Consider the following 25,999-nt stretch of genomic DNA (forward strand, 5'->3'; position numbering starts at 1 on the left):
ATGCAGCCAAGACAAACCGGGCCTGACTTGGCCCGGCTTTGTATTTGCGTCAAGAGCGGAAAATCGTGATGTTACAAACCATTGCCAAAGTCGTAGACGGGGTGTCCGAAACTTTCGGTATCATCGCCGGATGGATGTTTTTCGCAGTTGGGCTCTTTGTGGCCTACGAAGTCTTCATGCGATATGCGCTGACCAGCCCAACGGTATGGGTGGATGAAATCGCACGGATCTTTCAGGTTTGGGGGACATTTGCGGCAACGGCCTATGTCCTCAAACACCGCCAACACATCATTATCGATCTGTCATTTCGCAACCCGGACACGCTGGGTCGACGGCTTGTGGAAACGTTCTCGTTGTTGGTTGTTGTGTTTTTTGGGTGCGTTGCTGCGAAGTATGGTTGGGACATTTGGTTGAAATCCACGCTGGCGGGACACACGACCGACAGCTATCTGGCTGTGCCAAAGATGTTCACGCAGTCAGCGATCTGGGTTGGGTTTGGCCTGTTGGCCCTGCAAGCACTTGTCGAAATCTACCAGGTTTGGGCAGGGCAAACCAACCCGCAACACTCAGATTCCGGGGAGCATTGATCCATGGAGACGATCCTGATCATCAGTGCCCTCTTGGGTCTTTTGCTTTTGCGGGTTCCCGTTGCGTTCGCGATGGGGGCGCTTGGTGTTGTGCTGCTGTGGCTCAAGGGATTTTCACTCATTGCTGTTCCCCAACGGCTCTTTGGCTCCATGGACAGTTTTGAACTCTTGGCCGTTCCCCTGTTCTTGCTGATGTCGAATGTCCTTTTGAAGGGCGGCGTTGGTCGAGACCTCTTTGCCAGTGTTCAGGCGTGGGTTGGACATTGGCCTGGCGGTCTGGGGGTTACTACCATCAAAAGCTGCACGTTGTTTTCCGCCATTTCCGGCTCGTCCGTGGCCACGGCTGCTACGATCGGAACCGTTGCGATCCCGGAAATGGAGAAACGCGGTTACGACCGACCGTTCATCATGGGGCAACTCGCGGCTGGCGGAACACTCGGTATCCTTATCCCTCCTTCGATCCCACTGATCATTTACGGAGTTATCACCGAAACTTCGATCCCGACTCTGTTTCTGGCCGGTATCGGTCCAGGACTGTTCCTTGCTACGCTCTTTGTCATCTATGCCGTCCTTTATTCACGCGGGAAGGACAGTTTGAAAGTTGATCGCCTGCCGATGCGCGCGCGGTTGCGGTTGACACTTTATGCCTTGCCAACGGTTCTGCTGGCAGTAGCGATCATTGGATCGATCTATGCCGGGATTGCGACGCCTTCGGAAAGCGCGGGCGTTGGTTTTGTGATGGCCATGTTGATGACCATAGTGATGGGTCGCATGACGTTCGCTAAGCTTCGAGAAGCGGTACATGATTCCCTTATTACGACGGCGATGATTTTTATCATTGTCGCAGGTGCAAAGGTGTTCTCATATGCGATCACGCTTTACCTTATCCCACAGTCTATCAGCAGTTTTCTTACCGAGAACATCACCAGCCCAACCATATTCATCTTTGCCGTTGGATTGGTGTTGCTGATTATTGGCTTCTTCCTCGAAGCGCTCTCGATGATGCTGATCATGGTACCTGTGTTGTATCCGGCCTTGGAGGTCATGGGCATAGACCCGATTTGGTTCGGTATCTTCTTTGTGGTGCTGATAGAAACGGCGCTGATCACCCCTCCGGTCGGGCTGAACCTATTTGTGATTCAAGCGGTTGGAAAAGCAAAGCTGGAAGAGGTCGTTCAAGGAGCTATCCCGTTTGCCTTGATCATGCTTTCAACCGCCATTTTGCTGTGGTTCTGGCAAGATTTGGCTCTCTACGTTCCCTACAGATTGTTCTAAACTGAACAAGGTTCTCGGGCATTTTCGTTATGTGATGGCCAGTCGAAAACGTGCGCTACAACAGAAGGTTTGGGTTCACCAAACAAGCCGATTTTATCAGCTTGGAACCTAAGTTTTGCGCAGTGATCTAGTACCCGGTTTCTGGGCACGACTGACGAGCTTGATGCAAAGAGTTCCGCGCATCCAATTTCCCAACGACTTTGAACAGATTTCAGTTCGCGTGCGGTTTCTATAGGCGTCGCCATTGGGGCGATGCGGGCAAGCTTGCGTACAATCAATTTTGGGAGATGGCAGGGGCACCAGGGCTCGAACCCGGGACCTACGGTTTTGGAGACCGTCGCTCTACCAACTGAGCTATACCCCTATCGTGGCGATGGAGATATGCCAGCCGGGCGCGGGACTCAAGAGGCTTTTTTCATTTCCGCGCCGAAACTGCGTCCGCAACAGAAACGAGTTGCACCGATGGGTGGTTGCAGTATCACCATGGGAGCCTAACCGGAGAATTCAAAGTGAGCCTGCGCAAGAAAATCGCAGACAGTGAGGCCGTATTGAACTGGGTGGCGCGGCGCATCGCGGGCTATGCTCGTCGGGTGTATCGCAACACCAAATGGCAACGGGTCGGGTTCGAAGAGCTCGACCGGCTGGCCGATGCGGGCGAACCGGTTGTCGTGGTCCTATGGCATCAACGCCTAGTGATGTCGCCGTTCCTTTATCCGCTGGACAAGGGACGCATTTGCACAATCACATCTGCGGCGCGAGCAGGCAGCATGGTGGGGCGTGTTCAACATCTGCTTGGGATGGATACGATTGCCATGTCCAGCCACAAACGCCACGTGGCCCTGTCGCGTGAGGTATTGGCGATGACCAAACAGGGCGTTTCGATCGGGATTGCAGCCGACGGCCCGCGTGGTCCGGAACGAGTACTGTCGACTGTGCCTTTGATCTGGGCCCGTACCACAGGAAAGCGGGTGTTTTGCATGACCTATTCGGTCAAGCATGGACGCGAGGCCAGCAGTTGGGACCGGATGCTTCTGCCACGTGTTTGGGGAAACGAAGGGGTGTTCCTTTGTAAAGAGTGGCCTCATCAAGTGCCACGAAAGGCAACGGAAGAACAAACTGAGGAACTGCGCCTGTCGTTGGAGGTCGCGATGAACGACCTGACGGCAGAAGCGGACCGAATGGTTGGCCGGGCGCCGTGGGAGCCACGGGCCAAGTAAGGGCTTGGGTTTTGCCTTACCCCCGTTTGCGTTACCTTGGACGGACAGCAGCAGGTGGAGGGGACGATGCGTAAGTTACAGGTTCAGGGGGTTCATCACATTACGTTGACAGGCGCGGACCGTCAGACATCGCTCGACTTCTGGGAGGGCGTGCTTGGCATGCCCTTCATTTTTGATCAACCCAATCTGGATAACCCGGACGAGGGGCATCTGTATTTCGATCCCGGCGACGGTCGGCTGATCACAATCTTTACCAATGAAACGCGCCGAGCGGTTCATGATCGCACGCCGACCGATCCGGGATGCGTCCATCATTTGGCCTTTGCCGTCAGCCAGGCGACATTTGAGCAGGCAGTGGAACGGCTGGACGAGCGCGGGATTTCTCATTCTGGGGTGAAAGACCGCGGCTTCATGAACTCGATCTACTTCACCGAGCCAATGGGATTGCTGATTGAACTGGCCAGTTATGTGTTTGAGCCGCCCATGGGCTGCAGTCACGCAGACGTTCTGATCGAAGCGCACCGACTGCGGGTGGCGCGTGGCGATCATAACATTGGGCGTATCCATCTGGCGGATGCGATTGAGATGCTGGTAGAGCGGCGGCAGGACAGCCTGTCATCTGACCGGGGGCCAAAGAACCCCTATTGATCACTTTACCAAGGTGGCTGGAATACGAGCCATCACGGAAATGCTGCGAATAAACTCCGAGCAGGCTTCGGGGTCGGTGATCGGGATCATATGGCCGCGTCCCTCGAGGACCTGATGGCTCAGCCCATACTTCTTCATCGACGCACCGTGGTCGTGTGCTGAAACGATTGGGTCTTGAGCCCCGAACAGAATACCACCGGGGGTGCTGAGGTGCGCATACTGGCTGGCTTGGTCTCGGATCGATTGCTCGGCCCAGACTAGATCAGCCGAGGCCGTGACAAAGGCCTGCGGGCGCAATCCCAATGCACCGCCAGCCTTTTCCAGGAAATCCTCTGGACAGCTTTCAGGGGCGAAGACCATCTGCAATGTTTCGGCCGCATTGCGTTTGCCCATCGGAACCGCAAGCGTATTACCGATCCAGCGGCGCACACGCGGCGAGCGGATCTCCAACGGTTTGAACGCAGGTGCGGCGCTGTCCATCGGATGGGTGAGCGGGCAGATGAGTGCGAGCGCTGCGATCTCTCGGGGCCGTTGCAGCGCAATTGCCAACGACACAGCGCCCCCCAAGGAATGCCCGACCAGGACAGCATCCGTGATGCCTTTCTTGTCCAGAAACTCTCCGATCATACGTGCTTGTTCAGGCAAATCCGCCAGCGCATCGTGATCGCGGGGCGAGTAGCCACAGCCAGGACGATCTAGCGCGATCACGTGATGGTCCCGCGCCAGGTCTTGAGCCAGCGCATAGGTGAAATGCTGCAATTGCCCTGACAGCCCGTGGATCATGACCAGGGTCTGCTTGCGGGGATTGCCCATCTCGACATAATGAATGCCGCCGCCACGAACGGGGATGACCTCGCCTGCCTGGGGCACAAGGTTTTCACCCATGCGGGCCAGCCTTTGGGTCCAGATGTACAAAAAGACCGGCAGCCCGACCGCAAGGATCAGAACCAACAGAAAGATCGCAGCAAGTAGGGACATTGGGTCAAACTCCTAGCGTGCGCCATCTTTCAGGCAGGGGCTCAGTCAGTGCAAGCCCTGGGGCGGTCTTGAAGCGGAATTTCAAATTTCCGTTGCAGTTCGCGCAAAGGTCAAATGGGGGCGTTCAGCGCGCCCAAGTCCGGTTTGGGCAAAATGTCCAAAAGAGCAAAAACAGCGTCCCGGCAATCTGGACCTCGCCAATCATCCGGGAAAAACATCGGTGGCAGATCGGGATTACGCAGTACCACGCGCCGCCACCTGTGTACTATCAGCGTGCGGAGGGTCGCTATTTGTGCGGCGGTCAAGTCAACCTCGCCCGGCTTGGTGCTCCGGACCTCTTTCACCGCATCTGCCAAACAGCAGCAGGCGGCGATCAGGTCGCTTGGACACAGGCGGGACTTCAGCCAGTCCGGGACATTGCGGGCGTTGACATCAAAAACAACCATGTCGTCGCAATTTGATGGAACGTTGCCCGAACCAAGAGCTGCGCTGCGTCCGATACTAATGTAGCTTTCTGTCAGCAAAAGGTCTTCAAGCGAACCACCGCCTTCGGACATCAACAGATGCCAGTTCTGCGGAACCTTTGGGGCTCGGTCATAGATCCGGGGGGTAACGGCCGCCGATTGCACCCGGCCAAACTCGGTCAAGTGGTGCTCGCTCGAGCGACCAGACCGAGCGCTGTCAATCCACCCATCCTTGCGCAGTCGGTGCAACGCCACGCGGATGGCTTCGGGTTTGACATGCATCGGCTGAATGATGCGGGTCAGGGCGGCTCCACTGATCCGGTCGTCGGGGCCTTGCGCAAGATCACCGAACAGGGAAACGATAATCGACCACACGCGCTGGTTCTGGGGATCCGCCAGGCGCGTGATCGCGCTGTCGAACCATTGGTCTTGAGCTGTCATAGCGTCAGTTTACGACGCAAGCTGCGGCAAGACCACGTAAAAAGGGTCCTCGGGGTCTTTAAGGGCCCAATTCGCGGAACGGGCAAACGTCTTTTTCGAATGGAACATGGCGGTGCCTGAAGGTGGTGCCCTCGACGGTTCGTGGGGTGCTGATCCGGTCCATGCGAAAATGTCGGAAGTCCGAGCGATTTGGATCCCATGCCACCAGGTACCAAAGCGGCGGCAGGATCAACATGGCTTGCGGCTCGACGTGTCGCTCGGTTTTACGGCCTTGGGCGTCACGGTAGTCGAACCAGATCAGGTGCCGATCCAGGAAGCCGCTTTGAAACACGGGCAACAGGTCCGGATCCATCACGCCCATGTCAGACAGATCCTGCAGCGGCGAGAGTTGCCCAATGTACAAACGGTCCAGAAACGCCCGCAGCTCTTTTACCTTGTCAGACGGCAGCGCCCTTTCGATCTTGGCCAATCCGGCGTCGGCCAGGTCAAAGAAGGGCAGGTTTCCCGCTGCTCGCATCGCCGCGGCGCTGATCAACAGGGCAAAGACCTCGGGCACGGACAACCGTGCGGTGGTCTGCATGGACTGCGGATCAAGCTGCAGGCCGCCGCCGCGCCCCACGTCGGAGTGGATGACAAACCCTTCATTCCGCAGCGCATTGATATCGCGCAGGACAGTGCGGCGTGAAACGCCAACCTCGCCAGCCAGGTCATCAACCGTGGTTGTCCCGTTGCGGCGCAGGCTGCGCACGATGGCATCATGGCGGGTGCGAATATTCATTTGGCAACCATAGCATTAATGGTGACATTTTTTGGCACTATTTGGATTTATCCGGGTTTCAGTAACGCGAAACAAGGAGCATCGAACGATGAAACGTACGCCCGTAAACCCGTGGGATTGGTCGCTCAAGCTGGGCTACAATCAGGCCGAAATGATCCAAGGTGGCATGCGCCAGTTGATCTGCGCGGGCCAGACTGCGGTGGATGAGACTGGCGCACCCCAGCATCCGTATGACATGCGCGCTCAGATCAGCCTGGCGCTGGATAATCTGGAGGCTGTTTTGTCAGACGCCGAGATGGACCTGAGCAACGTCACTCGATTGGGTATCTACGCCACGGATGTGGATGAGGCCCTGAAAAATTTTGATTTGATGGGGATGCGGTTTGGTCCGCATCAGGTTGCGCCTCCAATGACACTGCTGGGTGTCACGCGGCTGGCCATCCCCGGTCTGTTGTTCGAGATCGAGGCCACGGCCATGGCTTGAAAAAAGGCGCGCGGGGTCAAACCGCGCGCCTTTTGTTTTAGTAGGCGTTCATGGTCAGCAGTTCATATTCCGCGACCATTTCATCATCCTGATTGGTCAGTGTCACGTGCCAGCGTACTTCGCCGTAGTCATCGGTGCGGCGGGTCTTTTTCTTGACGCTCAGGCGCACCTTGATGCTGTCACCGGCGCTGACCGGTTTCATGAACCGCAGGTTGTCCAGACCGGTGTTCGCCAGAACCGGGCCTTCGTTCGGTTCGACAAACAGACCAGCCGCAAAGCTGAGCAGCAGATAACCATGCGCTACGCGACCGGGGAAGAACGGGTTCCGTTTGGCAGCGTCATCATCCATGTGGGCATAGAAGGTGTCGCCGGTGAAGTTCGCAAACAGCTCGATATCGTCCATCGTCACGGTGCGCGACGCAGTGTGCAGCGTCTCGCCAATCGACAGCTCGCCGAACTTGCGGGTGAAGGGGTGTGCGGGCCCTTCGACTTCCGGAGCACCGGGTACCCAGGTGCCGCCAATGGCGCTGAGCATCTCGGGTGAGCCCTGGATGGCGGTCCGCTGCATGTAATGTTTCACGCCGCGCACGCCGCCCATCTCTTCGCCGCCGCCAGCCCGGCCGGGGCCACCGTGGACCATGTGCGGCAGGGGAGAGCCGTGGCCGGTCGATTCCTTCATCGAGGTTCGGTTGTTGATGTAGATCCGGCCGTTGTAGGCCGCCGATCCCAACACCACGCCACGTGCAACAGCCGCGTCGTTGGTGATCACGGATGTCACCAGCGAGCCTTGGCCGCGGTTGGCAATGTTGATCGCGTGGTCCAGATCGCGGTAGCCCATGATGGTGGACACGGGGCCAAAGGCTTCGGTGTCGTGAATGCGTTCTGCCTTGTCCGCGTCGGGGCAGTGGAACAGCATCGGCGGCAGGAACGCGCCTTTGTCCTTGTCGGCCCCTTCGACGGTGAAGTTTTCGGGATCGCCAAAGACGCGCTCGGCCTCTTGGCCGATGATGGCGGCCTTTTCCAGCACGTCTTGTTTCTGGCCGTTCGACACCAGCGCACCCATGCGGGTGGTTTCCAGACGCGGATCGCCGATCAGGGTTTTGGACAGGCGCGCAGACAGGGCTTCGATCACCGCCTGCACTGATGTTTCCGGTGCAATGATGCGGCGGATGGCGGTACATTTCTGACCCGCCTTGGCGGTCATCTCGCGGCTGACCTCTTTGACGAAAAGATCAAATTCGGGCGTGCCGGGTTCGGCGTCCGGCCCAAGGATCGAGGCGTTCAGGCTGTCCTGTTCCGACACGAACCGCACCGCATTGTTCACGATGGCGGGCGTCTGGCGCAGTTTGAGGGCGGTGTCGGCAGAACCGGTAAAGCTGACCACATCCTGCATGCCCAGACGGTCCAGCATGTCGCCCAGGCCACCAGACACCAGCTGCAGGGCGCCTGCGGGTAGAATGCCGCTGTCGAGCATGATCTTGACCGCCAGTTCGGTGACATAGCAGCTGTTGGTTGCCGGTTTCACGATTGCGGGGACACCGGCCAGCAGGGTGGGGGCCAGTTTTTCCAACATGCCCCAGACGGGGAAGTTGAAGGCGTTGATGTGGACTGCGACGCCGTGCAGCGGGGTGCAGATGTGTTGCCCCAGAAAGGTGCCATTGCGGCTAAGCTGTTCGACATCACCGTCCAGATAGACCTGCCCATCGGGCATTTCGCGGCGACCTTTGGAGGCAAAGACAAACATCGTGCCAATGCCGCCATCGATGTCGACCATGTGGTCGCTTTGGGTGGCGCCTGTGTTGAAGCTGAGGTCATACAGCTCTTGTTTGCGCGCGCCGAGTGCACCGGCCAGGGCCTTGAGCATCTTGGCACGGTCGTGGAATCCCATCTTGCGCAGGGCAGGCCCGCCCACGGTGCGGGCGTAGTCCAGCATGCCTTGGACGTCGAGCGCGCTGTTGCCCGCGCTGGCAAACGCTTCACCCGTGATGGCCGAGGCGATGGTGCGGGCACCGGTTCCCGGCGAGATCCATTCACCGGCGGCAAAGCTGGAAATCTGCTGCAAACTCATCGGAAGTCTCCTTGGTGTCGATCAGGCAGAGTCGCGCCCGGTTTTTCTCATGTTATGATTAACCGAATGATCGGTCAATTAATTGAGTCAAAAAAATCCGCCGAAGCGGGAATAGGCCGGACGCGATGGCATCCGGCCAAATTTTATCAGTGGCCCAAAGCGCCCATTTGTTGAGGCAGATAGAGTACCACGATGGGAACCAGAACGATCAGGGCAAGGCGGAAGATGTCCGCGATCCAAAAGGGCGTGACCCCGCGAAAGATCGTGCCGGTGGACACATCGCCAACAACCCCTTTCAGGATGAAGACGTTCAATCCCACGGGCGGGGTGATCAGCGAGATCTCAGTCACCACAACCACGACGATTCCGAACCAGATCGGATCGTAGCCAAGCGATGTCACCAGCGGGAAGAAGATCGGCACCGTTAGCAACAGCATCGAGAGCGATTCAAACACGCAGCCCAGGATGATGTAGATGCCCAGGATCATCAGGATGACCACAAAGGGCGCGACGTCATAAGCCGTGACCATGGCGATCAAGGCTTCGGGCAGGCCTGCCAGGTTGATGAAGTTCGAAAAGATCTGCGCCCCGATCAGAACCGCGAACAGCGCCGCAGCCGTAAAGGTGGTTTCTTTCAGAACCTCAAAGGTCGATCCGATAGTCAGGCCACCCCGGAACAGGGCGATCAGGAACGCCCCTGCAGCGCCCATGCCGGCCGCTTCGGTTGGCGAGAAGGTCAGGTTCAACGGCTCGAAATCAAACGCACCGTAAAGCCCGCCGATCACCAGGAAGAACAGCAAGAGCACAGCCCAAACCGAGCCGAGCGCCTTGAAACGCTCACCCCAGCTTGCGCGCTCGCCTGCCGGGCCCGAGTTCGGGTTCCGCCAGACAGTCCAACGGACAGCAAACAGGTAGAACAGGATGCCCAGGATACCCGGGATGATCCCGGCCATGAACAGCTTGCCGATCGAGGTCTCGGTCAGCAGGCCGTAGATCACCAGGATCACGGACGGCGGGATCAGGATGCCAAGCGTACCGCCCGCCGCGATCGACGCTGTCGACAACTCATCGGAGTAGCCATAGCGGCGCATTTCCGGCATCGCGACTTTGGACATGGTGGCAGCAGTCGCCAGCGAGGAGCCACAGATGGCGGAAAAACCGCCACAGGCGGCCACGGTTGCCATGGCGATCCCGCCGCGCATGTGACCCAAGAAAGCGTTGGACACGGCATAAAGCTCGCGCGCCATGCCACCTTTGTTCACAAACAGACCCATCAGGATGAACAGCGGAACAACCGACAGGCCATAGTCCTGCGCGGTGTCGGTGATCTGACGGCCCACCATCGACATCGCGGCCTTCAGGCCGCGTTCGTCAAAGATCGAGCCACCACGCTCGTAAGCAAAGCCAAATGTACCAACAAGGCCCATGGCAAAAACGATTGGCATCCGCACAAGCACGAGCACCAGGACAAGGAAGAATCCGATCAGGGCGGCGGTCATTGGGTCGGCTCCGCAAGAAGGTTGGGGGCAAAGAGAAGGATCAGGCCATTGATGATCATCGCGATGGCCGAAATGGCAACGGTGAGGGTGATGAACCAGCCTACGTAGAAGACGGGGATCGCCAGATATTCGGTCACATCCCCATAGTCGCGCGCACGTTCCGCCAGGATCCAGACACGTTGAACGGGCCAATACAGCAGCGCGCCGCAAATGACGTTCAGCAGTCCGTCGCGCAGACGGCTGAGGCGAAAGCGGTTGAACAGACCGTCGGTTAGGTCAACGGCGATGTGCCCGTTCTGAACCGAGATGATGGGCAGGACGGAGAAGACCAGAACCGCCATCAGTATGCGGGTCAGTTCGGTTGCAGCCTCGATCGGTGAATTGAACATCGACCGCAGGATGACATCGGCAAAGGTCATGATCATCAGGATGAACAGGGCAATGCAGGCCACTACGACGGGTAGGATGCTTGCACTGCGGGCGAGCTTGAGAAGGGGAGACATGTGGGCTCCTTTGCAGGGGTCCGAAGGGTGGGGCGGCAGAACCCGCCGCCCCAAGGACTGGCGTTGAGCGATTTCGGGTCAAACAGGAAAACTGGCAACAAGCCCGGCACCAAAGGCGCCGGGCCAACATCGAACCGCTTTAGTTTGCAGCCATGTCCGATTTGATCTGGTCGTATGCGGCTTGCGCATCGATGCCAGCCTCAGCGACTTCGGCGAGAACTTTGGCGCGCACCTCTTCGGCGATGGCGTTGAACTTCTCCAGATCCGCGTCCGAAGCCGCGTTGATCGCGTTGCCATCGGTCGATTGGGTTGCTTCGCGGCCGATACCGTCGATCTCGTCCCAGATCTTGCCGATCTCACGGCTCAGCGGTTCACCAAAGACCTTCTCGTCCAGCGCGGCCTGGATGTCGGCGGGCAGGTCGGCAAAGGTGTCTTCGTTCATGATGAAGGCAAACGAGCCACGATACAGGCCGCCGGGAACCTCATAGACGTTCTTGGCAACTTCGGTCAGCTTGAAACCCTTGCGGGATTCGAACGGCATGACAACACCGTCGGCCGCGTTCGACGCCAGGGTTTCGTACACTTTCGGCGCGGGAACCTTGATGCCGGTGGCACCCAGGGCCGCGCCCACGTCGCCGCCCACACCGCCGGGGATCCGCACCTTTAGGCCCGAAATCTGGCTCATGTCGGTGACAGCAGCGTTCGAGTGCAGCTGTGCCGGGCCGTGAGTGTGCAGCGCGATCAGCTTGACGCCGCGGTGCTCGTTGGCCTTGGACAGATAGTTTTCGTAAGCGCGCCAATAAGCCACCGAAGCGGCCTCGGCCGAGCCTTCGTAGCCGGGCAGTTCGATCAGCTTGGTGGTGACAAAGCGGCCGGGCTGATAGCCGTGGAAGATGATCGAAGCATCAGCGGCGCCGTCCTGGATCAGGTCCATCTGCGCGGGCGGCGGGGCGATGCCCAGTTTCAGCTCGGCTGTGACCTTGCCGTCGGTGGCTTCTTCAACCATCTCGACGAACTTGGGCCACATCTTGGCGTTGATGCCATGGGTTGGCGGTGCCCAGCTGGAAATCGTCAGCGTGTAATCAGCTGCAAACGCCGCTGCGCCCGATACGGCCAAGGCCGCCGAGGCCAGCAGAGTGCCTAGTTTCGTGAATTTTACCATTGGGTTTCCTCCCTCGCAGAATGGTGTTGATGAACGCGGATAATGGTTGTTTTTGTAACCATCAACGCATTGTGGGTGGTCTTATGATCGGTTCATTTTTCCGATTTGGGGTGTGTCTGAGGTATTTTGGATTTCGTTAAGATGCAGATTTCATGCAGCTTTTTCCTGCTTGGATGAGGCCAGGAACATCGGCCCACCGCGCCAGCGCGGAAAACCGTAGCCAAAAAGTTTCACCACATCCACATCTTCGGCACGCTCGGCGATTCCCTCGTTTACGATCTGCTGACCCTCGTCGGCCAGCACGTTCAACAGCCGGTCCGAGATCTCTTCGGCTGTGAAAATGTGGCGGGTCAAACCGTTGTTTTTGGAGTAGGCGACGATCAGTTTTTCGACCTCTGCGTCGCGGATCGGGGTGCGCGATCCCTTTTCGTAGCGATACCAGCCCTTGCCGCTGCGCTGGCCCAGGCGGTCCATTTCGCAGAGCGTGTCGGCGATGCGCTCGTACCTTTCGTTCGGGTCACGTGTTGTGGCCTGACGTTTGCGGTTGGCCCAGGCGATCTGCAGCCCCGTCAGGTCCTGCAATTCGAACGGTCCCATCGGCAGACCCGCCTCGCGCATGGCCGCGTCGACCTGATACGGCAAGGCCCCGTCGGCCAGCAGGTATTCCGCCTCGCGCCGATAGGCCGCCAGCATCCGGTTGCCGATGAACCCATCGCAAATGCCCGACAGGACCGAGACCTTGCGCAGCCGTTTGCCCAGGGCAAATCCGGTGGCGATCACCTGCGGATCGGTATCCGGCGTCTTTACGATCTCGAGCAATTTCATGACGTGTGCTGGGCTGAAGAAGTGCAGGCCGAGGCAGCGCGTCAGGTTGGGGATGCCTTCAAAGATCAAGGTAGGATCCAGGTAGGAAGTATTGGTCGCAAGGATCGCATCCGGCCCCATGACGGTGGATAGCTGGCGGAATACGTCACGTTTGACGCCCAGATCCTCGAACACCGCCTCGATCGCCAGGTCCGCGTCGGCGGCGTCTGCATAGCGGTCTGTTGTCGCCAAGCGCTCCATCATATCGGCATGTTGATCGGGCGAGAACTTGCCGCGTTTCACACCACCGTCGATGAGCCCATCCACGCGTGATCGCGCGGCATGAGCGGCGGTTGCATCTCGTTCGATCAGTGTAACCGACAGACCACCGCTCAGGCAGGCCATGGCAATTCCGGCGCCCATCAGGCCGCCGCCCACGATGGCGATCTGGTTCAGTGGGCGTGGCTCAACCCCGTCGATCAGCTTGGGTTTGCTGACGGCGCGTTCGGCAAAGAACGCATAGCGCAGGGCGCGGCTTTCGATCGAGTGACGCAGTTTCAGGTGCAAGGTGCGCTCGACCGGCTGACCCTGTTCAAACGGCAACGCAGCCCATTGCAACGCCTCGAGGTTCAGGATTGGCGATTGCTGGCCTTTGGCGCGTATTTTCAATGCAGCTTCGGTCGCTGCATATTCTTCCAACGGCAATGCGGCGACGGTGCGGTCACGCACTTTTTCTGGGCGCTCTGGCAGGTTCTGTGCAAAGGCCCGGGCAACCTCTTTCAGGTCGCCCTGCGCAATCTGATCCACCCCGCCCAGGTCCAGCAGCTGCTCGGCGAACAGGATCTTACCCGAGCAAGCCATGTCGATGGCTGCCTTCATCCCGATCAGGCGCGGCGCGCGTTGCGTGCCGCCTGCACCGGGGACCAGACCCACATTCACTTCAGGCAGGCCAAATCTGGTGCCGGGCGCAGCGATCCGCCAGGCGCAGCCCATGGCGATCTCGAACCCTCCACCCAGAACATTACCGTGCATCGCCGCGATAAAGGGTGTTTCGCTGTCCTCGATCATCTGCACCACGTCTGGCAGGTGCGGCTCCTCAGGCGCACGGTCAAATTCGGACATGTCACCACCTGCCACAAAGGTGCGACCGGCACAGATCAGAATGGCAATGCGTGCGCCTTGGACCTGTTGCACCGCCGCAGCAAGGCCCTCACGAACAGCGGTCGAGGTTGCGTTCACCGGGGGATTGTCAATCTCAACCCAGGCGATGTCACCCTCATGCGTGACCGTAACAACAGTGCTGTCCGTCATGTGCCTTGTCCTCAAGATCGGAGAATCAACATATTCGAAAAATTTATTGACCAACCGTTCGGTTAATGCAACTGTTTTGTAGAAACATCTGCAAAGCGGGCCTGACATGAGTGATACGATTCTTGCGCAAGATCATGGAAATTGGGTTGAAATCACCCTGAACCGCCCTGATCGCCTGAACAGTTTCAACGACGAAATGCACTATGCGCTGCGTGCAGCGCTTGAAAATGCTCGCGATTCTGGTGCTCGTGCGGTGCTGCTGACTGGGGCTGGTCGTGGGTTTTGTGCGGGTCAGGATCTGGGCGATCGCGACCCGTCAAAGATGGACGGCCCCCCTGATCTGGGCAACACGGTGCGGACATTCTATGCGCCATTGGTCACACTCATTCGGTCGCTGAACTTCCCCGTCATCTGCGCCGTCAACGGCGTTGCAGCCGGGGCAGGGGCCAACATCGCCTTGGCCTGCGACATGGTGCTGGCCGGCGAAAGCGCCAAATTCATTCAGTCCTTTTCCAAGGTGGGCTTGATCCCGGACACCGGCGGTTCGTGGCATCTGCCGCGCCTGCTGGGCGAGGCGCGGGCCAAAGGGTTGGCGTTCACGGCGCAGCCCTTGCCCGCCAAACAGGCCGAGGATTGGGGGCTAATCTGGAAAGCCCTTCCGGATGACGAATTGATGGCCGAGGCCCGCGCGATGGCCGAGCAGTTCGCCAATGGCCCGACATTGGGCATGGGGCTGACCAAACAGTGTATTCAGGCTGCGGCAACCGACGATCTGATCGAGCACCTTGAAATGGAAGCCGATGCCATGAAAACCTGCGGCGAAAGCGCGGATTACGCCGAAGGTGTCACCGCGTTTCTGGAAAAACGAAGCCCCAAGTTTCAAGGCAAGTGACAATGACGCCAAAGACCCGAGCAGAACGCGCCGCCCAGGCCATGTGGGATGGGGATCAGGCCTCGAAATGGGCCGGTATGGAAATCACCCATATTGATGAGGCGACCGCGACACTTGAGATGACCGTTGAGGCGCATCACTGTAACGGGCATGGTATTTGTCACGGCGGCGTGACCTTCATGCTGGCCGACAGCGCCTTTGCCTTTGCTTGCAACAGTCGCAACCAGTCGACTGTTGCCCAACACAATGTGATCAGCTTCATCGCGCCCGGACAATTGGGCGACCGGCTGATCGCCACCGCAACCGAGCTGAGCCTGACCGGGCGCAGCGGGATTTATGATGTAACTGTGACCAATCAGGATGGCCAAAAGATCGCTGAATTCCGGGGGTTTTCCCGGGCGATCAAGGGCACCCTGTTTGATGAAGATTAAGGTGTGGAGGACGCCATGAAGGACCTGACCCCGAACAAAGCCGACCTGGACCCGATCGAGATTGCCTCGATCGACGAGATCCGCGCCAAACAGCTGGAGCGGATGAAGTGGTCGCTGCGCCACGCCTATGACAACGTGCCGATGTACAAGCAGCGGTTCGACGAGGCGGGCGTGCACCCCGACGATCTGCAGACATTGGCCGATCTGGCCAAGTTCCCGTTCACATACAAAAATGACCTGCGCGACAACTATCCATTTGGCCTGTTTGCCGTCCCGCGCGAACAGATCATCCGCCTGCATGCTTCGTCCGGCACCACCGGCAAGGCGACGGTTGTGGGCTATACCGCCAATGACATCAACAATTGGGCCGATTTGCTGGCGCGCTCGCTGCGGGCTTCGGGCCTGCGCAAGGGCGATATGGTGCACAACGCCTATGGCTATGGCCTGTTCACAGGCGGTCTGGGCGCGCATTATGGCATCGAACGTCTGGGCGCGACTGTGGTTCCCATGGGTGGCGGCCAGACCGAGAAACAGGTTGGCCTGATCAACGACTTCAAGCCCGACGGCATCATGGTGACGCCGTCCTATATGCTCAACATTCTTGAACAGTTCCACAAGATGGGCCTGGACCCCCGCGAAAGCTCGTTGTCGGTGGGTGTCTTTGGTGCCGAACCCTGGACCAACGCCATGCGGCTGGAGGTCGAGCAGGCGTTCGACATGCATGCAGTCGACATATATGGCCTGTCCGAGATCATGGGGCCGGGCGTCGCAAACGAGTGCGTCGAGACCAAGGATGGCCTGCATGTGTGGGAAGACCACTTCTACCCCGAGGTGATCGACCCAGAAACCGGCGAAGTGCTGCCTGATGGCGAGATGGGAGAGCTGGTGTTTACCACGCTCACCAAAGAGGGCCTGCCGATGATCCGTTATCGCACGCGCGACCTGACGCGACTGCTGCCGGGTACGGCGCGTTCGCTGCGACGGATGGAGAAGATCACCGGCCGTTCGGATGACATGATCATCCTGCGCGGTGTGAATGTCTTCCCGACACAGATCGAAGAACAGCTGATGGCCACCGGCGGGCTGGCCCCGCATTTCCAGATCGAACTCTACAAATCCGGGCGCATGGATGCTATGCGGGTCTTTGTCGAAGCCAACCCCGATGCGGCTGACGAGCTGAGCAAGACCGCCGCTGCGCGGATGCTGAGCAAGCGGATCAAGGACATCGTGGGCGTTTCAACAGAAATCATCGTGGGCGATCCCGGAGAGGTGGCGCGCTCCGAAGGCAAAGCCAAGCGCGTCGTCGACAACCGAGACAAGGAATAGAATTTGGCCCGCACGATTGCAAAAGACCATGATCAGAAACGGGCTCAGATCCTGAAATCCGCCGCGCGCGTCTTCGCGCGCGAGGGGTTTGACCGCGCGTCAATGACCCAATTGGCGCGGGAATGCGGGATATCAAAGGCGAATATCTATCACTACTACGACAGCAAGGATGCCATCTTGTATGACATCCTTGAAACCTATCTGCGTGAGCTGCGCGACTTGATTTGCGGAATCGAACTCGAAGGGCTCTCAAGCGAAGAACGCCTGCACAGGGTGGTGGCAGAGATCCTGTTGGCCTATCAGGGCGTAGATGATGAGCACCGGGTGCAGACCAGCGGTATGTCTGCCCTGCCGGAAGAGCAGCAAAAGGTGCTGCGTCGATATCAGCGTGATATGGTCGAGTTTGTCAGCAGCATCATCGCCGAAAACGCACCGCAACAGGTTGCAAATGACGGTGAAAAGCTCCGCTCGGCCACCATGTCCGTGTTCGGGATGCTGAACTGGTATTACATGTGGAACACTGGTGCGGGAACCAAAGCGCGCGAGGATTACGCGTCAGTCGTGTCAAACCTGACGCTTGGTGGTCTGACCAAAATCTAAAGCTTGAAAAACACTTTTGGGACACCGGGCCAAGAAATTGCTAGGCCTGCGGACGGCGTGAGCCTGGCCCAACGGTAGGCGATGCCCCGCAAGGGGCATCACCGACGGGCGGGAGTATCCCCGAATTAAGGACGCTTGAGACCGAGGCTTTCGAGAACGGTAGAGGCCTCCACCTCCCAACGCGTCTTCAGCTCGGAGTTTGTGGTGCGGCGCAGGCCCATCTCTTTGAGAGTGGCCGCTTTGTTCGAAGCACCCGATCCAAAGCTTGCGGCGACACGCGGCCACCAGTAACCGGCAGACTTCTGCATGTCCGATGTCGCGCCCTCCTGCGCCAGCTTGAGCGCGCCTTCAACCGCCAGTTCCGAGTGGCGTGTTTCCACTGGCAAGATTGCGCGGAAGGCTTCGGCGAGCGGTTGGTACGAGATCAGAGAGAACTCGGTCAGCTGAATCACCACGGCGCGGCTCATCAGTACGTTCATCACCACCGAGTCGACCCAGCCATCGAGCGGGTAGTTGAATACCGCCAATCGCATGTCATGATCGCTGCGGGACATGCCAATGTCGGCATCACGCTCGAGGCGCGCAGTCCAGGGGTGGTGTGAGGCATAGCGATCGGCGTCCACACCAAACTCGGCCATGACACGTAACACGCGGTCAGCATTGTCGGTCTTTTCCAGCACGATCTTGGCGGCGGCAATGCGCTCCTTGATGCCGGGGCCTGCGTTGATCACATCTGCAAAGCCCGCAGCACCAGCCAGCTCACTGTCGACAAAGGTCGCCATCAGTTTCATCAGCTCGGCGCGATAGCGCGGCGGCACATTGGTGGGATTGGTCAGCACCCCGCCGGCGGCCAGGTAGCTTTCGATTGTCATATCTTCTGCCATGATCCCTCTCCTTACTGATCAAAGTCGACTGTGACGGAATCCGTCAGCGGGAAGGCCTGGCAGGACAGGACATAGCCTTTCTCGACTTCATAGTCCTCCAGCGCGTGGTTCGCGACCATTTCGACCTCGCCCTCGAGCACCTTACAGCGACATGTTGAACAAACTCCTGCCTTGCAGGCATAAGGTGCGTCCATCGCGTTTTCGAGCGCACCATCAAGGATCGACATGTCCTTGGGCAGGGTGATCGTCTGGGTCGAGCCGTCCATCGTGATGGCCGCCTTGGTCTGGTTTGCACTGCTCGCAGCATCACCCGAAGCGGTCTTGCGCTTGGCACGACCCGGCTGGGCGCTGGCAAAAAGCTCAAACTTGATCTGGGCGTCGTCCAGCCCGTGATCGCGTAGAGCAGCAGCAATGCCCAGCATCATCGGCTCTGGCCCGCAGATGAATGCGGTGTCCACGGTCTTGACGTCGATCCAGTGCTTGAACAGCTCGGCGCATTTTTCCTGCGTCACCAGACCGGTGAACAGGTCAATGTCCTGCGCGTCGCTTTCCAGGATGTGGATCACGTTCAGGCGACCCATGTAGAGGTTCTTGAGGTCTTCCAGCTCCTCGCGGAACATGATCGTGTTCACGCCCTTGTTGGCGTAGACCAGCGTGAACCGCGCCTTGGGCTCGCGTGCCAGGGTGGTTTTCAGGATCGACAGAACCGGGGTCACGCCCGAACCGCCGGCAAAGCCAAGATAATGCTTATCCGCATTCGCATCGAGTGCCGTGAAGAAGCCCCCCATGGGTGGCATGGCCTGGATGGTGTCGCCCACCTTCAGCTCTTCATTGGCCCAGGTCGAAAAGGCACCGCCGTCGACGCGTTTGATGCCGACCTGCAGGATGCCGTCGTCCTTGCCCGCACAGATCGAGTAGGACCGGCGCAGCTCTTCGCCGTCGAAATCGCGGCGGAAGGTCAGGTATTGGCCTTGGGTGAAATCGAATTCTTCGGCTGCGCCGTTAACCGGTTGCAGCGTGACCACGACAGCGTCGCGGATGGTCTTGTGAACGTCTGTGACGGTCAGATCGTGAAAGCGCGCCATGGGGCGTCTCCTCTTATCTGGGGCTCAGATGCATTTGAAATAGTCGAACGGTTCCAGGCAGTCGGTGCAGCGCCAATGCGCCTTGCAGGGGGTCGAGCCGAACTGGCTGACCTTCTGCACATTGCCGCTGCCACAGTTTGGGCACCGCTCTGGGCCGCCCGCGGGTTGCGGAGGGGCGATCCCATAATCTTCCAGTCGGGCCTTGCCGCGCTCGGTCAGCCAATCGGTGGTCCAGGCCGGGCTAAGCTGCTGTTTGAGTTGCAGCTTTTCGATGCCTTGGTCCCGCAGGGCTGTCTCGATGTCCATGTTGATCACGGATGTGGCGGGGCACCCAGAGTAGGTCGGCGTCACCGTGACAGTCAGCGTGTCGTCTTGCCACGCGACGTCCCGGATGATGCCAAGATCCACGAGCGAGATCACAGGGATCTCGGGGTCGGGAACGGCATCCAGCCATTCCCAAACCTGTTTGACGCTTGGCTGTTCCATGGTGCTTTACCAGTTTCCGTCCGGATAGGCCCGTTGCAGCCACTGCATCGAGCACAGCAGGTGGCCCAGATGCTCGGTGTGCATGGTGCCGGTCTTGCCGCCCTTTTGGGCAAAGCGATTGCCGGGGATGCTCAGCGTGGCCTCGTCCATCACCTTTTGCACCAGCGCGTCATATTCGTCGCGCAGGGTGCTGGGATCCGGAGCAATACCCGCCGCAATCATCTCGGCATCGACTTCGTCGGAAAGGAACATCTCACCCACGTAGGGATAGAGATAATCCAGCGCCTTTTGCATGCGCGCGTGGCTTTCTTCCGTCCCGTCACCCAGGGCGACAACTGTATCGGCCGAGCGTTCCAGGTGATAGGCGATTTCCTTGCTGGCCTTTTCGGCAATCTCGGCCACGCGGGCGTCGCTGCTCTTGATCAGGCGCGCGATGTAGATCGAGTGCCAGGCATCGAACAGGAACTGGCGCATGATGGTCTGGCCAAAATCGCCATTGGGCATTTCAACCAGCAGCACGTTGCGGAAATCCCAGGCATCACGGTGAAACGCCAGACGGTCCGCATCACGGCCTTCGCCTTCAACCTCGCCCGCATAACCCAGCCAGAACTGGGTCTGACCAATGAAATCCAGCGCGGTGTTCGACAGCGCGATGTCCTCTTCCAGAACCGGGGCCATCCCGCACCATTCACTGATCCGGTGTCCCAGGATCAGGGTGTTGTCCCCCATACGCTGGAGGAACTCAAACAGAGCCTCGTTGCGAGTCATCACATGGCCCCCACTTCGTCAGGTATGTCAAAGAAGGTCGGGTGACGGTAAACCTTGCTTTCGCTGGGTTCATAAAGCGGGCCTTTGTCCGACGGGGACGAGGCGGAAATGTTCACGGCCTCGACCACCCAGATCGATACGCCTTCGTTACGACGGGTATAGACGTCGCGGGCGTTCTTGATCGCCATTTCGGCGTCGGGGGCATGCAGGCTGCCAACGTGGCGGTGGCTCATGCCGTGCTGGCCGCGGATGAAAACTTCCCACAGGGGCCATTCGTTGTTCATAGCTTGGGTCTCCTCCTGGCTGGGCACGAGGGCAGAAACCGGTGGCTAAAACCGGGTCCCTCGCGCAGCGGATGTGTCTTCGTTTGTTACTCTGCCGCGACTTTGGCGGCGGCTTTCTTGCGGGCGTGGGCCAACATGCCTTCGCGCACCCAGGCGCCATCGTCCCAGGCCTTGTTGCGGTCGGCCAGACGGTCGACGTTGCAAGGGCCATTGCCTTTGATCACGTCAAAGAATTCGGACCAGTCGGGCTGGCTGAAGTCATAATGACCACGCTCTTCGTTCCATTTCAGGTTTTCATCCGGAACGGTCAGACCCAGGAATTCGGCCTGCGGCACGGTCTGGTCCACGAATTTCTGGCGCAGTTCATCGTTGGTGTTGATTTTGATCTTCCACGCCATCGACTGTTCCGAATGCACCGAGTCCCCGTCCGGCGGGCCGAACATCATCAGCGACGGATACCAGAAGCGGTTCAGCGCATCCTGAGCCATCTTCTTTTGCGCGGGTGTGCCCTCGGCACAGGCGCGGATAGCGTCATAGCCCTGACGCTGGTGAAAGCTCTCTTCCTTGCAGATGCGGATCATCGCGCGGGAATACGGGCCGTAAGAGGTCCGCTGCAAAGGCACCTGGTTCATGATCGCCGCGCCATCCACCAGCCAGCCGATCGCGCCGATATCGGCCCAGTTCAGCGAGGGGTAGTTGAAGATTGACGAGTACTTCATGCGGCCATCGAGCAGCATCTCGGTCATCTCGTCCCGGCTGACGCCCAAGGTCTCGGCCGCGCAGTAAAGATAAAGACCATGGCCGGCCTCGTCCTGCACCTTGGCCAGCAGGATCGCCTTGCGCTCCAACGTGGGGGCGCGGGTGACCCAATTGCCTTCGGGCAGGGTGCCGACGATCTCGGAATGGGCGTGCTGACCGATCTGACGGATCAGTGTCTTGCGATAGCCCTGAGGCATCCAGTCCTTGGGTTCGATCTTTTCGCCTGCGTCAATGCGGGCCTGAAAGGCTGCCAGCTTTTCAGGATCTTCCTGTGACGCTTCGGATTTGACCATCTGTGCATACATGGCAGTTCCCTCCTTAAACTCGTTCCAGGATCAGGGCAGCACCCTGTCCGACTCCGACGCACATGGTGCACAGCGCATAGCGCCCGCCCGTGCGTTGCAATTGATAGGCCGCCGTCAGCACCAGACGCGCGCCCGACATACCCAACGGGTGCCCGATCGAGATGGCACCACCGTTGGGGTTAACATGGGGTGCATCATCGGCCACGCCAAGTTCGCGCAGGGTGGCAAGACCCTGGCTGGCAAAAGCTTCGTTCAATTCTATCACATCCATCTGCTCGATGGTCAGACCCGCACGGGCCAAAACCTTGCGGCAGGCCGGAACCGGCCCGATGCCCATGACGCGGGGGGCCACACCTGCGACCGACATGCCCACCACGCGGGCCATCGGCTTGAGATTGTTCTTGGCTGCGGCCGCTTCGTTTGCCATCAGGATCGCCGCAGCACCGTCATTGACGCCCGAGGCGTTGCCTGCGGTCACGGTCTTGTCCGGGCCATTGATGCCCTTGAGCCCTGCCAGCTTTTCGGCAGTCGAGCCGGGGCGGGGGTGTTCGTCGGTGTCGAACACAATCGGATCGCCCTTGCGCTGCGGCAGTGTCACAGGGGCGATTTCGTCCTTGAACACGCCAGCCGCATCAGCCGCAGCCCAACGCGCCTGGCTGCGCGCGGCAAAGGCATCCTGGTCCGCCCGGCTGACGCCATAGTCATCCGCCACGTTGTCAGCGGTCTGCGGCATGGTGTCGGTGCCATACATCTGATGCATCTTCTTGTTCACGAAGCGCCAGCCGATGGTGGTGTCATAGACATTGTTTGCGCGGCTAAAGGCGCTGGTGGCCTTGGGCATCACAAATGGCGCCCGGCTCATGCTTTCGACACCTCCGGCGATGACCATGTCATAGTCACCAGCCTTGATCCCGCGCGAGGCCATGCCAACAGCGTCCATGCCGCTGGCGCACAGCCGGTTCACCGTGGTGCCCGGAACATCGATCGGCAGACCGGCCAGCAGCCCGGCCATCCGAGCCACGTTGCGGTTGCTTTCGCCGGCCTGATTGGCGTCGCCAAAGATCACGTCGTCAACACTGGCCCAGTCCACATCGGGGTTGCGTTCCATCAGGGCGGCTATTGGCAGCGCAGCCAGATCGTCGGTGCGAACCCCGGACAGGGCCCCGCCGTAGCGTCCGATTGGGGTGCGTTGTGCGTCGCAGATGAAGGCGTCCATTCAGAATAGTCTCCAATTGTTGGCTGCACCATAAGGTGACCGCTTGGTCGGTTATATTGTCGAAAAGCGATTCGAGGCAAGAAAAATGTAACAAGAATGATGGTGTTATCAAAATACGGTAACACGTATCATTTATGTGATTGTAAATATTCAATAAAGATTTCTGTCTCTGTGAAGGGGAGAGACCTGAAATGGAGAGTTCCTGGTCTCTCTCGTTGGTTGAGCCGCTGTGTCGCAGTGATCTTCTGCCTGCGTTAGTTTGCAGGCGGAGAGTACGGATCAGGTGTTCCCGGAGCTATGCGGGGATACTTTTCGAAAGACGCCAAATGCTCACCCAGCTGCGGCAAAGCCTTCGCGGCAACCCAAGTGTAAGGGAACAGCACGTTGTCGCGTTCACCGGGATCGTTCAACAGATTATAGACCCGGGGCGTATCAAAGGACTCTGTGGGGCTGAAAATCGTAGCGTTCTCTTTGAACAGGACTTTCCAATCCTGCCATTTCACGCCGTAAATCTGCTCTCCCATGTAGACGATCACGCCATCTCGGTTCGAGTTCTTCTGTTCGCCCAGAAAAAACGCGGACTGATCGATCCCGTCAAATGCGCGATCTTGTGGGACTGAGCCGCCAGCAAAGGCTGCAAGTGTGGGGAACAGATCCATGGAATGCACCACTTCATTGCTCGCCGATCCAGCCGGAATCCTGCCGGGCCACTTGATCGCAAAAGGAACCCGCATGCTGCCCTCGAGACTGGTGAACAAGGTGCCACGGAACGGGCCGGACGTGCCTTGAACTGCCGGAGTGGGGGAAACATTGGAGCTGCCGACAGGCAAGGCTTCGGGGCCGTTGTCCGCAGTGAAGATCACCACCGTTTCATCGCCGACTCCAGCGTCTTCCAACGCCTGCACGACCTGCCCGATATAGGTATCGGTCTGCAACAATATATCCGCCCAAACACCATTGCCGGTTGCGCCTTCAAACTCTGGATGGGGGATGTTTGGATAATGCGTGTTTGTGTAAGCCAGATACAGAAAGAACGGATCTTCGGTTTGGCTTTTGCGGTTGATGAAATCGACGGCTTTTTGGGTCAGGTCCCCGTCAATTAGGCCTCGGTACTCGATATCATAATCTCGGGCCACGGTGGCTGGCTGCCCGGCCACGCCTTGCATGACAACGGGGGCTTCCATGTCGGCCTCGGCAAATCCACTAAGTGTGCGCCACACCGTGACATCCGTTGTTTCGACGCCATAAAACTCGTCGAAACCCTGACTTGTTGGGAAACGCCCTTCAGTCCAGCCCAGATGCCACTTGCCGAGCATTGCGGTGTCATACCCGGCCTCTTTCAGCATCTCGGCCATCGTGATTTCCCACTGCACCAAACCGTAGACGCCGCCACCAAGTGGCACAGTGTGATTGCCGCTGCGGATGCCGTATCGGCCCGTCATCGTGGCCGCGCGCGATGGGGTGCACTGGCTTTCGACATTGAAATTGGTCAACCGCAGACCTTCTGCGGCCAGCGCATCCATTGAAGGTGTCTCGGTTCCGCGGACAATGCCACCGCCATTAAACCCGGGTTCACCCCAGCCGAAATTGTCCAGAAAGATGAAGACGATGTTGGGTTTGTCTTGGGCTGCGGCCATGGACGACAAAGAACACGTCAGACCGGCCGCGATCAGTAGACTGCGAAATATCTTCATGAAAGTACCTCCAGATCAACTGGAGGTATTCTAACGTTTGAATTCGAACCCTAGTCAACTGTTTTGGGGGGTCACAGCTGTCCGGCTTCTTCCAGCACCTTGCGGGCCACGCGGAAGCACTCCAACGACTGCGGCACCCCGCAGTAAATGCCGATCACGTGGATGATGGCGCGGATTTCCTCTTTGCTGACACCGTTATTCAGTGCACCGCGGCAGTGAATCTCCCACTCATGCATCTTTCCGAGGGCGCCGATCATCGCCAGGTTCATCATCGAACGTGTCTTGGGCTCGATCACGTCATCGCCCCAGCCAAAGCCCCAGCACCAGGCGGTCATCGCCTCTTGAAAGGGGCGGGTGAAGTCATCGGCCGCGGCCAGGTTCTTTTCGACGTATTCGGCACCCAGAGTGCCCTTGCGTTGCTCCAGGCCTTTGAGGAACAGATCTTCGTTGAACAAATCGGCCATGTGTATCTCCGTGTCGGTCTTGGCGTTTGGTCAGCTCTCAGGTGGTCTGCGATTGGCTGCCGCTTGAAAGCTTTGGTGTTTCGGTGTGTCGTCGGGCATGTGCCGCGCAAGCGGGTTGCGGGATGACCCAGTGGCAGTGGTTTCCTGGCAAATCCGTCATTCCAATGTCCCGCCGCTACAATGGATCATGGCCATCAGCCGAGCCCGCGTATTTTGGCAAGTCATCGGCAAGCTTCATCCATGAAACCCGCTCGGCCCAGTGGTAGTGCGCTTGGGGTTCGAACAGCTTGTGATCGTCCAGGGTCGCTGCAAACAGATGCGTCTCATCCGGCCAAACATCGGCCTGATAGTAAAGCTGCGAGCCACAGCTTGCGCAAAACCCTCGGTGGACGCCGTCCGAAGACTGCCGATCCGTGATCTCTCCGGTCCAGGTGACCCTATCGCGGGGAACGCCGAAGAAGCTGGTGACCGGGGCCGCGCTTGCGCGCCTGCAGCTGTCGCAATGGCAATGCCCGGCCCAAAGTACGGGACCCGAAGTCTGCCAAGTGACAGCGCCGCAGGCGCAGCGTCCCGTTCTTTTGGTCAC

General features: G+C 58.8%; 27 protein-coding genes and 1 tRNA gene. 9 read left to right on the top strand and 19 right to left on the bottom strand.

Annotation, left to right across the window (positions count from 1 at the left end; genetic code table 11):
• Window positions 1–68: 68 nt before the first annotated feature.
• Together TRL7639_RS03365 and TRL7639_RS03370 are read left to right on the top strand one after the other, a co-directional pair.
• Window positions 69–587 carry a TRAP transporter small permease gene (locus tag TRL7639_RS03365; RefSeq protein WP_235820243.1) on the top strand — a complete coding sequence of 173 codons (519 nt, stop codon included), beginning with the start codon at window positions 69–71 and terminating at the stop codon, window positions 585–587.
• 3 nt (window positions 588–590) lie between these two features.
• Window positions 591–1,862, top strand: coding sequence for a TRAP transporter large permease (locus TRL7639_RS03370; protein ID WP_085794366.1), 1,272 nt, complete (start codon window positions 591–593; stop codon window positions 1,860–1,862).
• A gap of 288 nt (window positions 1,863–2,150) precedes the next feature.
• Here TRL7639_RS03370 and TRL7639_RS03375 read toward each other — a convergent pair.
• A tRNA-Trp gene (locus TRL7639_RS03375) sits at window positions 2,151–2,226 on the bottom strand.
• A gap of 145 nt (window positions 2,227–2,371) precedes the next feature.
• Between TRL7639_RS03375 and TRL7639_RS03380 the strand changes: the two genes are divergently transcribed.
• Window positions 2,372–3,079 carry a lysophospholipid acyltransferase family protein gene (locus tag TRL7639_RS03380; RefSeq protein ID WP_085794367.1) on the top strand — a complete coding sequence of 236 codons (708 nt, stop codon included), beginning with the start codon at window positions 2,372–2,374 and terminating at the stop codon, window positions 3,077–3,079.
• 66 nt (window positions 3,080–3,145) lie between these two features.
• On the top strand, window positions 3,146–3,727 hold the full coding sequence (locus TRL7639_RS03385; protein WP_085794368.1) for a VOC family protein: 582 nt from the start codon (window positions 3,146–3,148) through the stop codon (window positions 3,725–3,727).
• Here TRL7639_RS03385 and TRL7639_RS03390 read toward each other — a convergent pair whose 3' ends face one another.
• The 3 genes from TRL7639_RS03390 to TRL7639_RS03400 form a co-directional block, all read right to left on the bottom strand.
• Window positions 3,728–4,705, bottom strand: a complete 978-nt coding sequence (locus TRL7639_RS03390) for an alpha/beta fold hydrolase (protein WP_085794369.1) — start codon at window positions 4,703–4,705, stop codon at window positions 3,728–3,730.
• Between the two features lie 110 nt (window positions 4,706–4,815).
• The gene (locus TRL7639_RS03395; RefSeq protein WP_085794370.1) at window positions 4,816–5,610 is read right to left on the bottom strand and encodes a PaaX family transcriptional regulator C-terminal domain-containing protein; all 795 of its coding nucleotides are present in this window, start codon (window positions 5,608–5,610) and stop codon (window positions 4,816–4,818) included.
• Between the two features lie 58 nt (window positions 5,611–5,668).
• A complete protein-coding gene (locus tag TRL7639_RS03400) occupies window positions 5,669–6,388 on the bottom strand; it encodes a helix-turn-helix transcriptional regulator (RefSeq protein ID WP_085794371.1) in 720 nt (239 codons plus the stop codon).
• An 88-nt stretch (window positions 6,389–6,476) separates the two neighbouring features.
• Here TRL7639_RS03400 and TRL7639_RS03405 point away from each other — a divergent pair, with 88 nt between their 5' ends.
• Window positions 6,477–6,872: a RidA family protein gene (locus TRL7639_RS03405; protein ID WP_085794372.1), complete on the top strand. Its 396-nt coding sequence runs from the start codon at window positions 6,477–6,479 to the stop codon at window positions 6,870–6,872.
• 37 nt (window positions 6,873–6,909) lie between these two features.
• On the opposite strand, the gene paaZ is transcribed toward TRL7639_RS03405, so the two are convergent.
• The 5 genes from paaZ to TRL7639_RS03430 all read right to left on the bottom strand — a co-directional run bounded on the left by paaZ (window position 6,910) and on the right by TRL7639_RS03430 (window position 14,219).
• On the bottom strand, window positions 6,910–8,940 hold the full coding sequence (gene paaZ, locus TRL7639_RS03410; protein WP_085794373.1) for a phenylacetic acid degradation bifunctional protein PaaZ: 2,031 nt from the start codon (window positions 8,938–8,940) through the stop codon (window positions 6,910–6,912).
• 146 nt (window positions 8,941–9,086) lie between these two features.
• Window positions 9,087–10,439, bottom strand: coding sequence for a TRAP transporter large permease (locus tag TRL7639_RS03415; RefSeq protein WP_085794374.1), 1,353 nt, complete (start codon window positions 10,437–10,439; stop codon window positions 9,087–9,089).
• Complete coding sequence (locus tag TRL7639_RS03420) at window positions 10,436–10,942, bottom strand: TRAP transporter small permease (protein ID WP_085794375.1); 507 nt, start codon at window positions 10,940–10,942, stop codon at window positions 10,436–10,438. Before TRL7639_RS03420 ends, TRL7639_RS03415 begins: the two co-directional genes overlap by 4 nt.
• Before the next feature lie 139 nt (window positions 10,943–11,081).
• Window positions 11,082–12,104 carry a TRAP transporter substrate-binding protein gene (locus TRL7639_RS03425; RefSeq protein WP_085794376.1) on the bottom strand — a complete coding sequence of 341 codons (1,023 nt, stop codon included), beginning with the start codon at window positions 12,102–12,104 and terminating at the stop codon, window positions 11,082–11,084.
• 150 nt (window positions 12,105–12,254) lie between these two features.
• Entirely contained in the window at window positions 12,255–14,219 is a 1,965-nt protein-coding gene (locus tag TRL7639_RS03430) for an FAD-dependent oxidoreductase (protein WP_085794377.1), read from the bottom strand.
• Between the two features lie 106 nt (window positions 14,220–14,325).
• On the opposite strand from TRL7639_RS03430, the gene paaG reads away from it, so the two are divergent.
• The 4 genes from paaG to TRL7639_RS03450 are packed head-to-tail and all read left to right on the top strand — an operon-like array spanning window position 14,326 to window position 17,468.
• Window positions 14,326–15,111, top strand: a complete 786-nt coding sequence (paaG, locus tag TRL7639_RS03435; protein ID WP_085794378.1) for a 2-(1,2-epoxy-1,2-dihydrophenyl)acetyl-CoA isomerase PaaG — start codon at window positions 14,326–14,328, stop codon at window positions 15,109–15,111.
• Window positions 15,112–15,113: 2 nt separating this feature from the next.
• A complete protein-coding gene (gene paaI, locus TRL7639_RS03440) occupies window positions 15,114–15,542 on the top strand; it encodes a hydroxyphenylacetyl-CoA thioesterase PaaI (protein ID WP_085794379.1) in 429 nt (142 codons plus the stop codon).
• A 15-nt stretch (window positions 15,543–15,557) separates the two neighbouring features.
• Window positions 15,558–16,868 carry a phenylacetate--CoA ligase PaaK gene (gene paaK / locus TRL7639_RS03445; RefSeq protein WP_085794380.1) on the top strand — a complete coding sequence of 437 codons (1,311 nt, stop codon included), beginning with the start codon at window positions 15,558–15,560 and terminating at the stop codon, window positions 16,866–16,868.
• Window positions 16,869–16,871: 3 nt separating this feature from the next.
• The gene (locus TRL7639_RS03450) at window positions 16,872–17,468 is read left to right on the top strand and encodes a TetR/AcrR family transcriptional regulator (RefSeq protein ID WP_085794381.1); all 597 of its coding nucleotides are present in this window, start codon (window positions 16,872–16,874) and stop codon (window positions 17,466–17,468) included.
• Window positions 17,469–17,593: 125 nt separating this feature from the next.
• On the opposite strand, the gene TRL7639_RS03455 is transcribed toward TRL7639_RS03450, so the two are convergent.
• The 10 genes from TRL7639_RS03455 to TRL7639_RS03500 form a co-directional block, all read right to left on the bottom strand.
• Complete coding sequence (locus tag TRL7639_RS03455; RefSeq protein WP_085794382.1) at window positions 17,594–18,352, bottom strand: Phenylacetic acid catabolic protein; 759 nt, start codon at window positions 18,350–18,352, stop codon at window positions 17,594–17,596.
• A gap of 11 nt (window positions 18,353–18,363) precedes the next feature.
• On the bottom strand, window positions 18,364–19,437 hold the full coding sequence (gene paaE, locus TRL7639_RS03460) for a 1,2-phenylacetyl-CoA epoxidase subunit PaaE (protein WP_085794383.1): 1,074 nt from the start codon (window positions 19,435–19,437) through the stop codon (window positions 18,364–18,366).
• Window positions 19,438–19,461: 24 nt separating this feature from the next.
• A complete protein-coding gene (paaD, locus tag TRL7639_RS03465; RefSeq protein ID WP_085794384.1) occupies window positions 19,462–19,923 on the bottom strand; it encodes a 1,2-phenylacetyl-CoA epoxidase subunit PaaD in 462 nt (153 codons plus the stop codon).
• 6 nt (window positions 19,924–19,929) lie between these two features.
• A complete protein-coding gene (gene paaC, locus TRL7639_RS03470; RefSeq protein WP_085794385.1) occupies window positions 19,930–20,691 on the bottom strand; it encodes a 1,2-phenylacetyl-CoA epoxidase subunit PaaC in 762 nt (253 codons plus the stop codon).
• Window positions 20,691–20,975: a 1,2-phenylacetyl-CoA epoxidase subunit PaaB gene (gene paaB / locus TRL7639_RS03475; protein WP_085794386.1), complete on the bottom strand. Its 285-nt coding sequence runs from the start codon at window positions 20,973–20,975 to the stop codon at window positions 20,691–20,693. The genes paaC and paaB overlap by 1 nt, the downstream gene beginning before the upstream one ends.
• Before the next feature lie 86 nt (window positions 20,976–21,061).
• Entirely contained in the window at window positions 21,062–22,039 is a 978-nt protein-coding gene (gene paaA, locus TRL7639_RS03480; protein ID WP_085794387.1) for a 1,2-phenylacetyl-CoA epoxidase subunit PaaA, read from the bottom strand.
• Window positions 22,040–22,052: 13 nt separating this feature from the next.
• Window positions 22,053–23,255 carry a 3-oxoadipyl-CoA thiolase gene (gene pcaF, locus TRL7639_RS03485; RefSeq protein ID WP_085794388.1) on the bottom strand — a complete coding sequence of 401 codons (1,203 nt, stop codon included), beginning with the start codon at window positions 23,253–23,255 and terminating at the stop codon, window positions 22,053–22,055.
• Between the two features lie 254 nt (window positions 23,256–23,509).
• Window positions 23,510–24,949, bottom strand: coding sequence for an arylsulfatase (locus TRL7639_RS03490; protein ID WP_085794389.1), 1,440 nt, complete (start codon window positions 24,947–24,949; stop codon window positions 23,510–23,512).
• A gap of 71 nt (window positions 24,950–25,020) precedes the next feature.
• Window positions 25,021–25,413 (bottom strand): carboxymuconolactone decarboxylase family protein, encoded by a 393-nt coding sequence (locus TRL7639_RS03495; RefSeq protein WP_085794390.1) that lies wholly within the window; start codon window positions 25,411–25,413, stop codon window positions 25,021–25,023.
• Between the two features lie 175 nt (window positions 25,414–25,588).
• Complete coding sequence (locus TRL7639_RS03500; protein WP_085794391.1) at window positions 25,589–25,999, bottom strand: GFA family protein; 411 nt, start codon at window positions 25,997–25,999, stop codon at window positions 25,589–25,591.

It is taken from the genome of Falsiruegeria litorea R37, assembly GCF_900172225.1.
Classification (GTDB): Bacteria; Pseudomonadota; Alphaproteobacteria; order Rhodobacterales; family Rhodobacteraceae; genus Falsiruegeria; species Falsiruegeria litorea.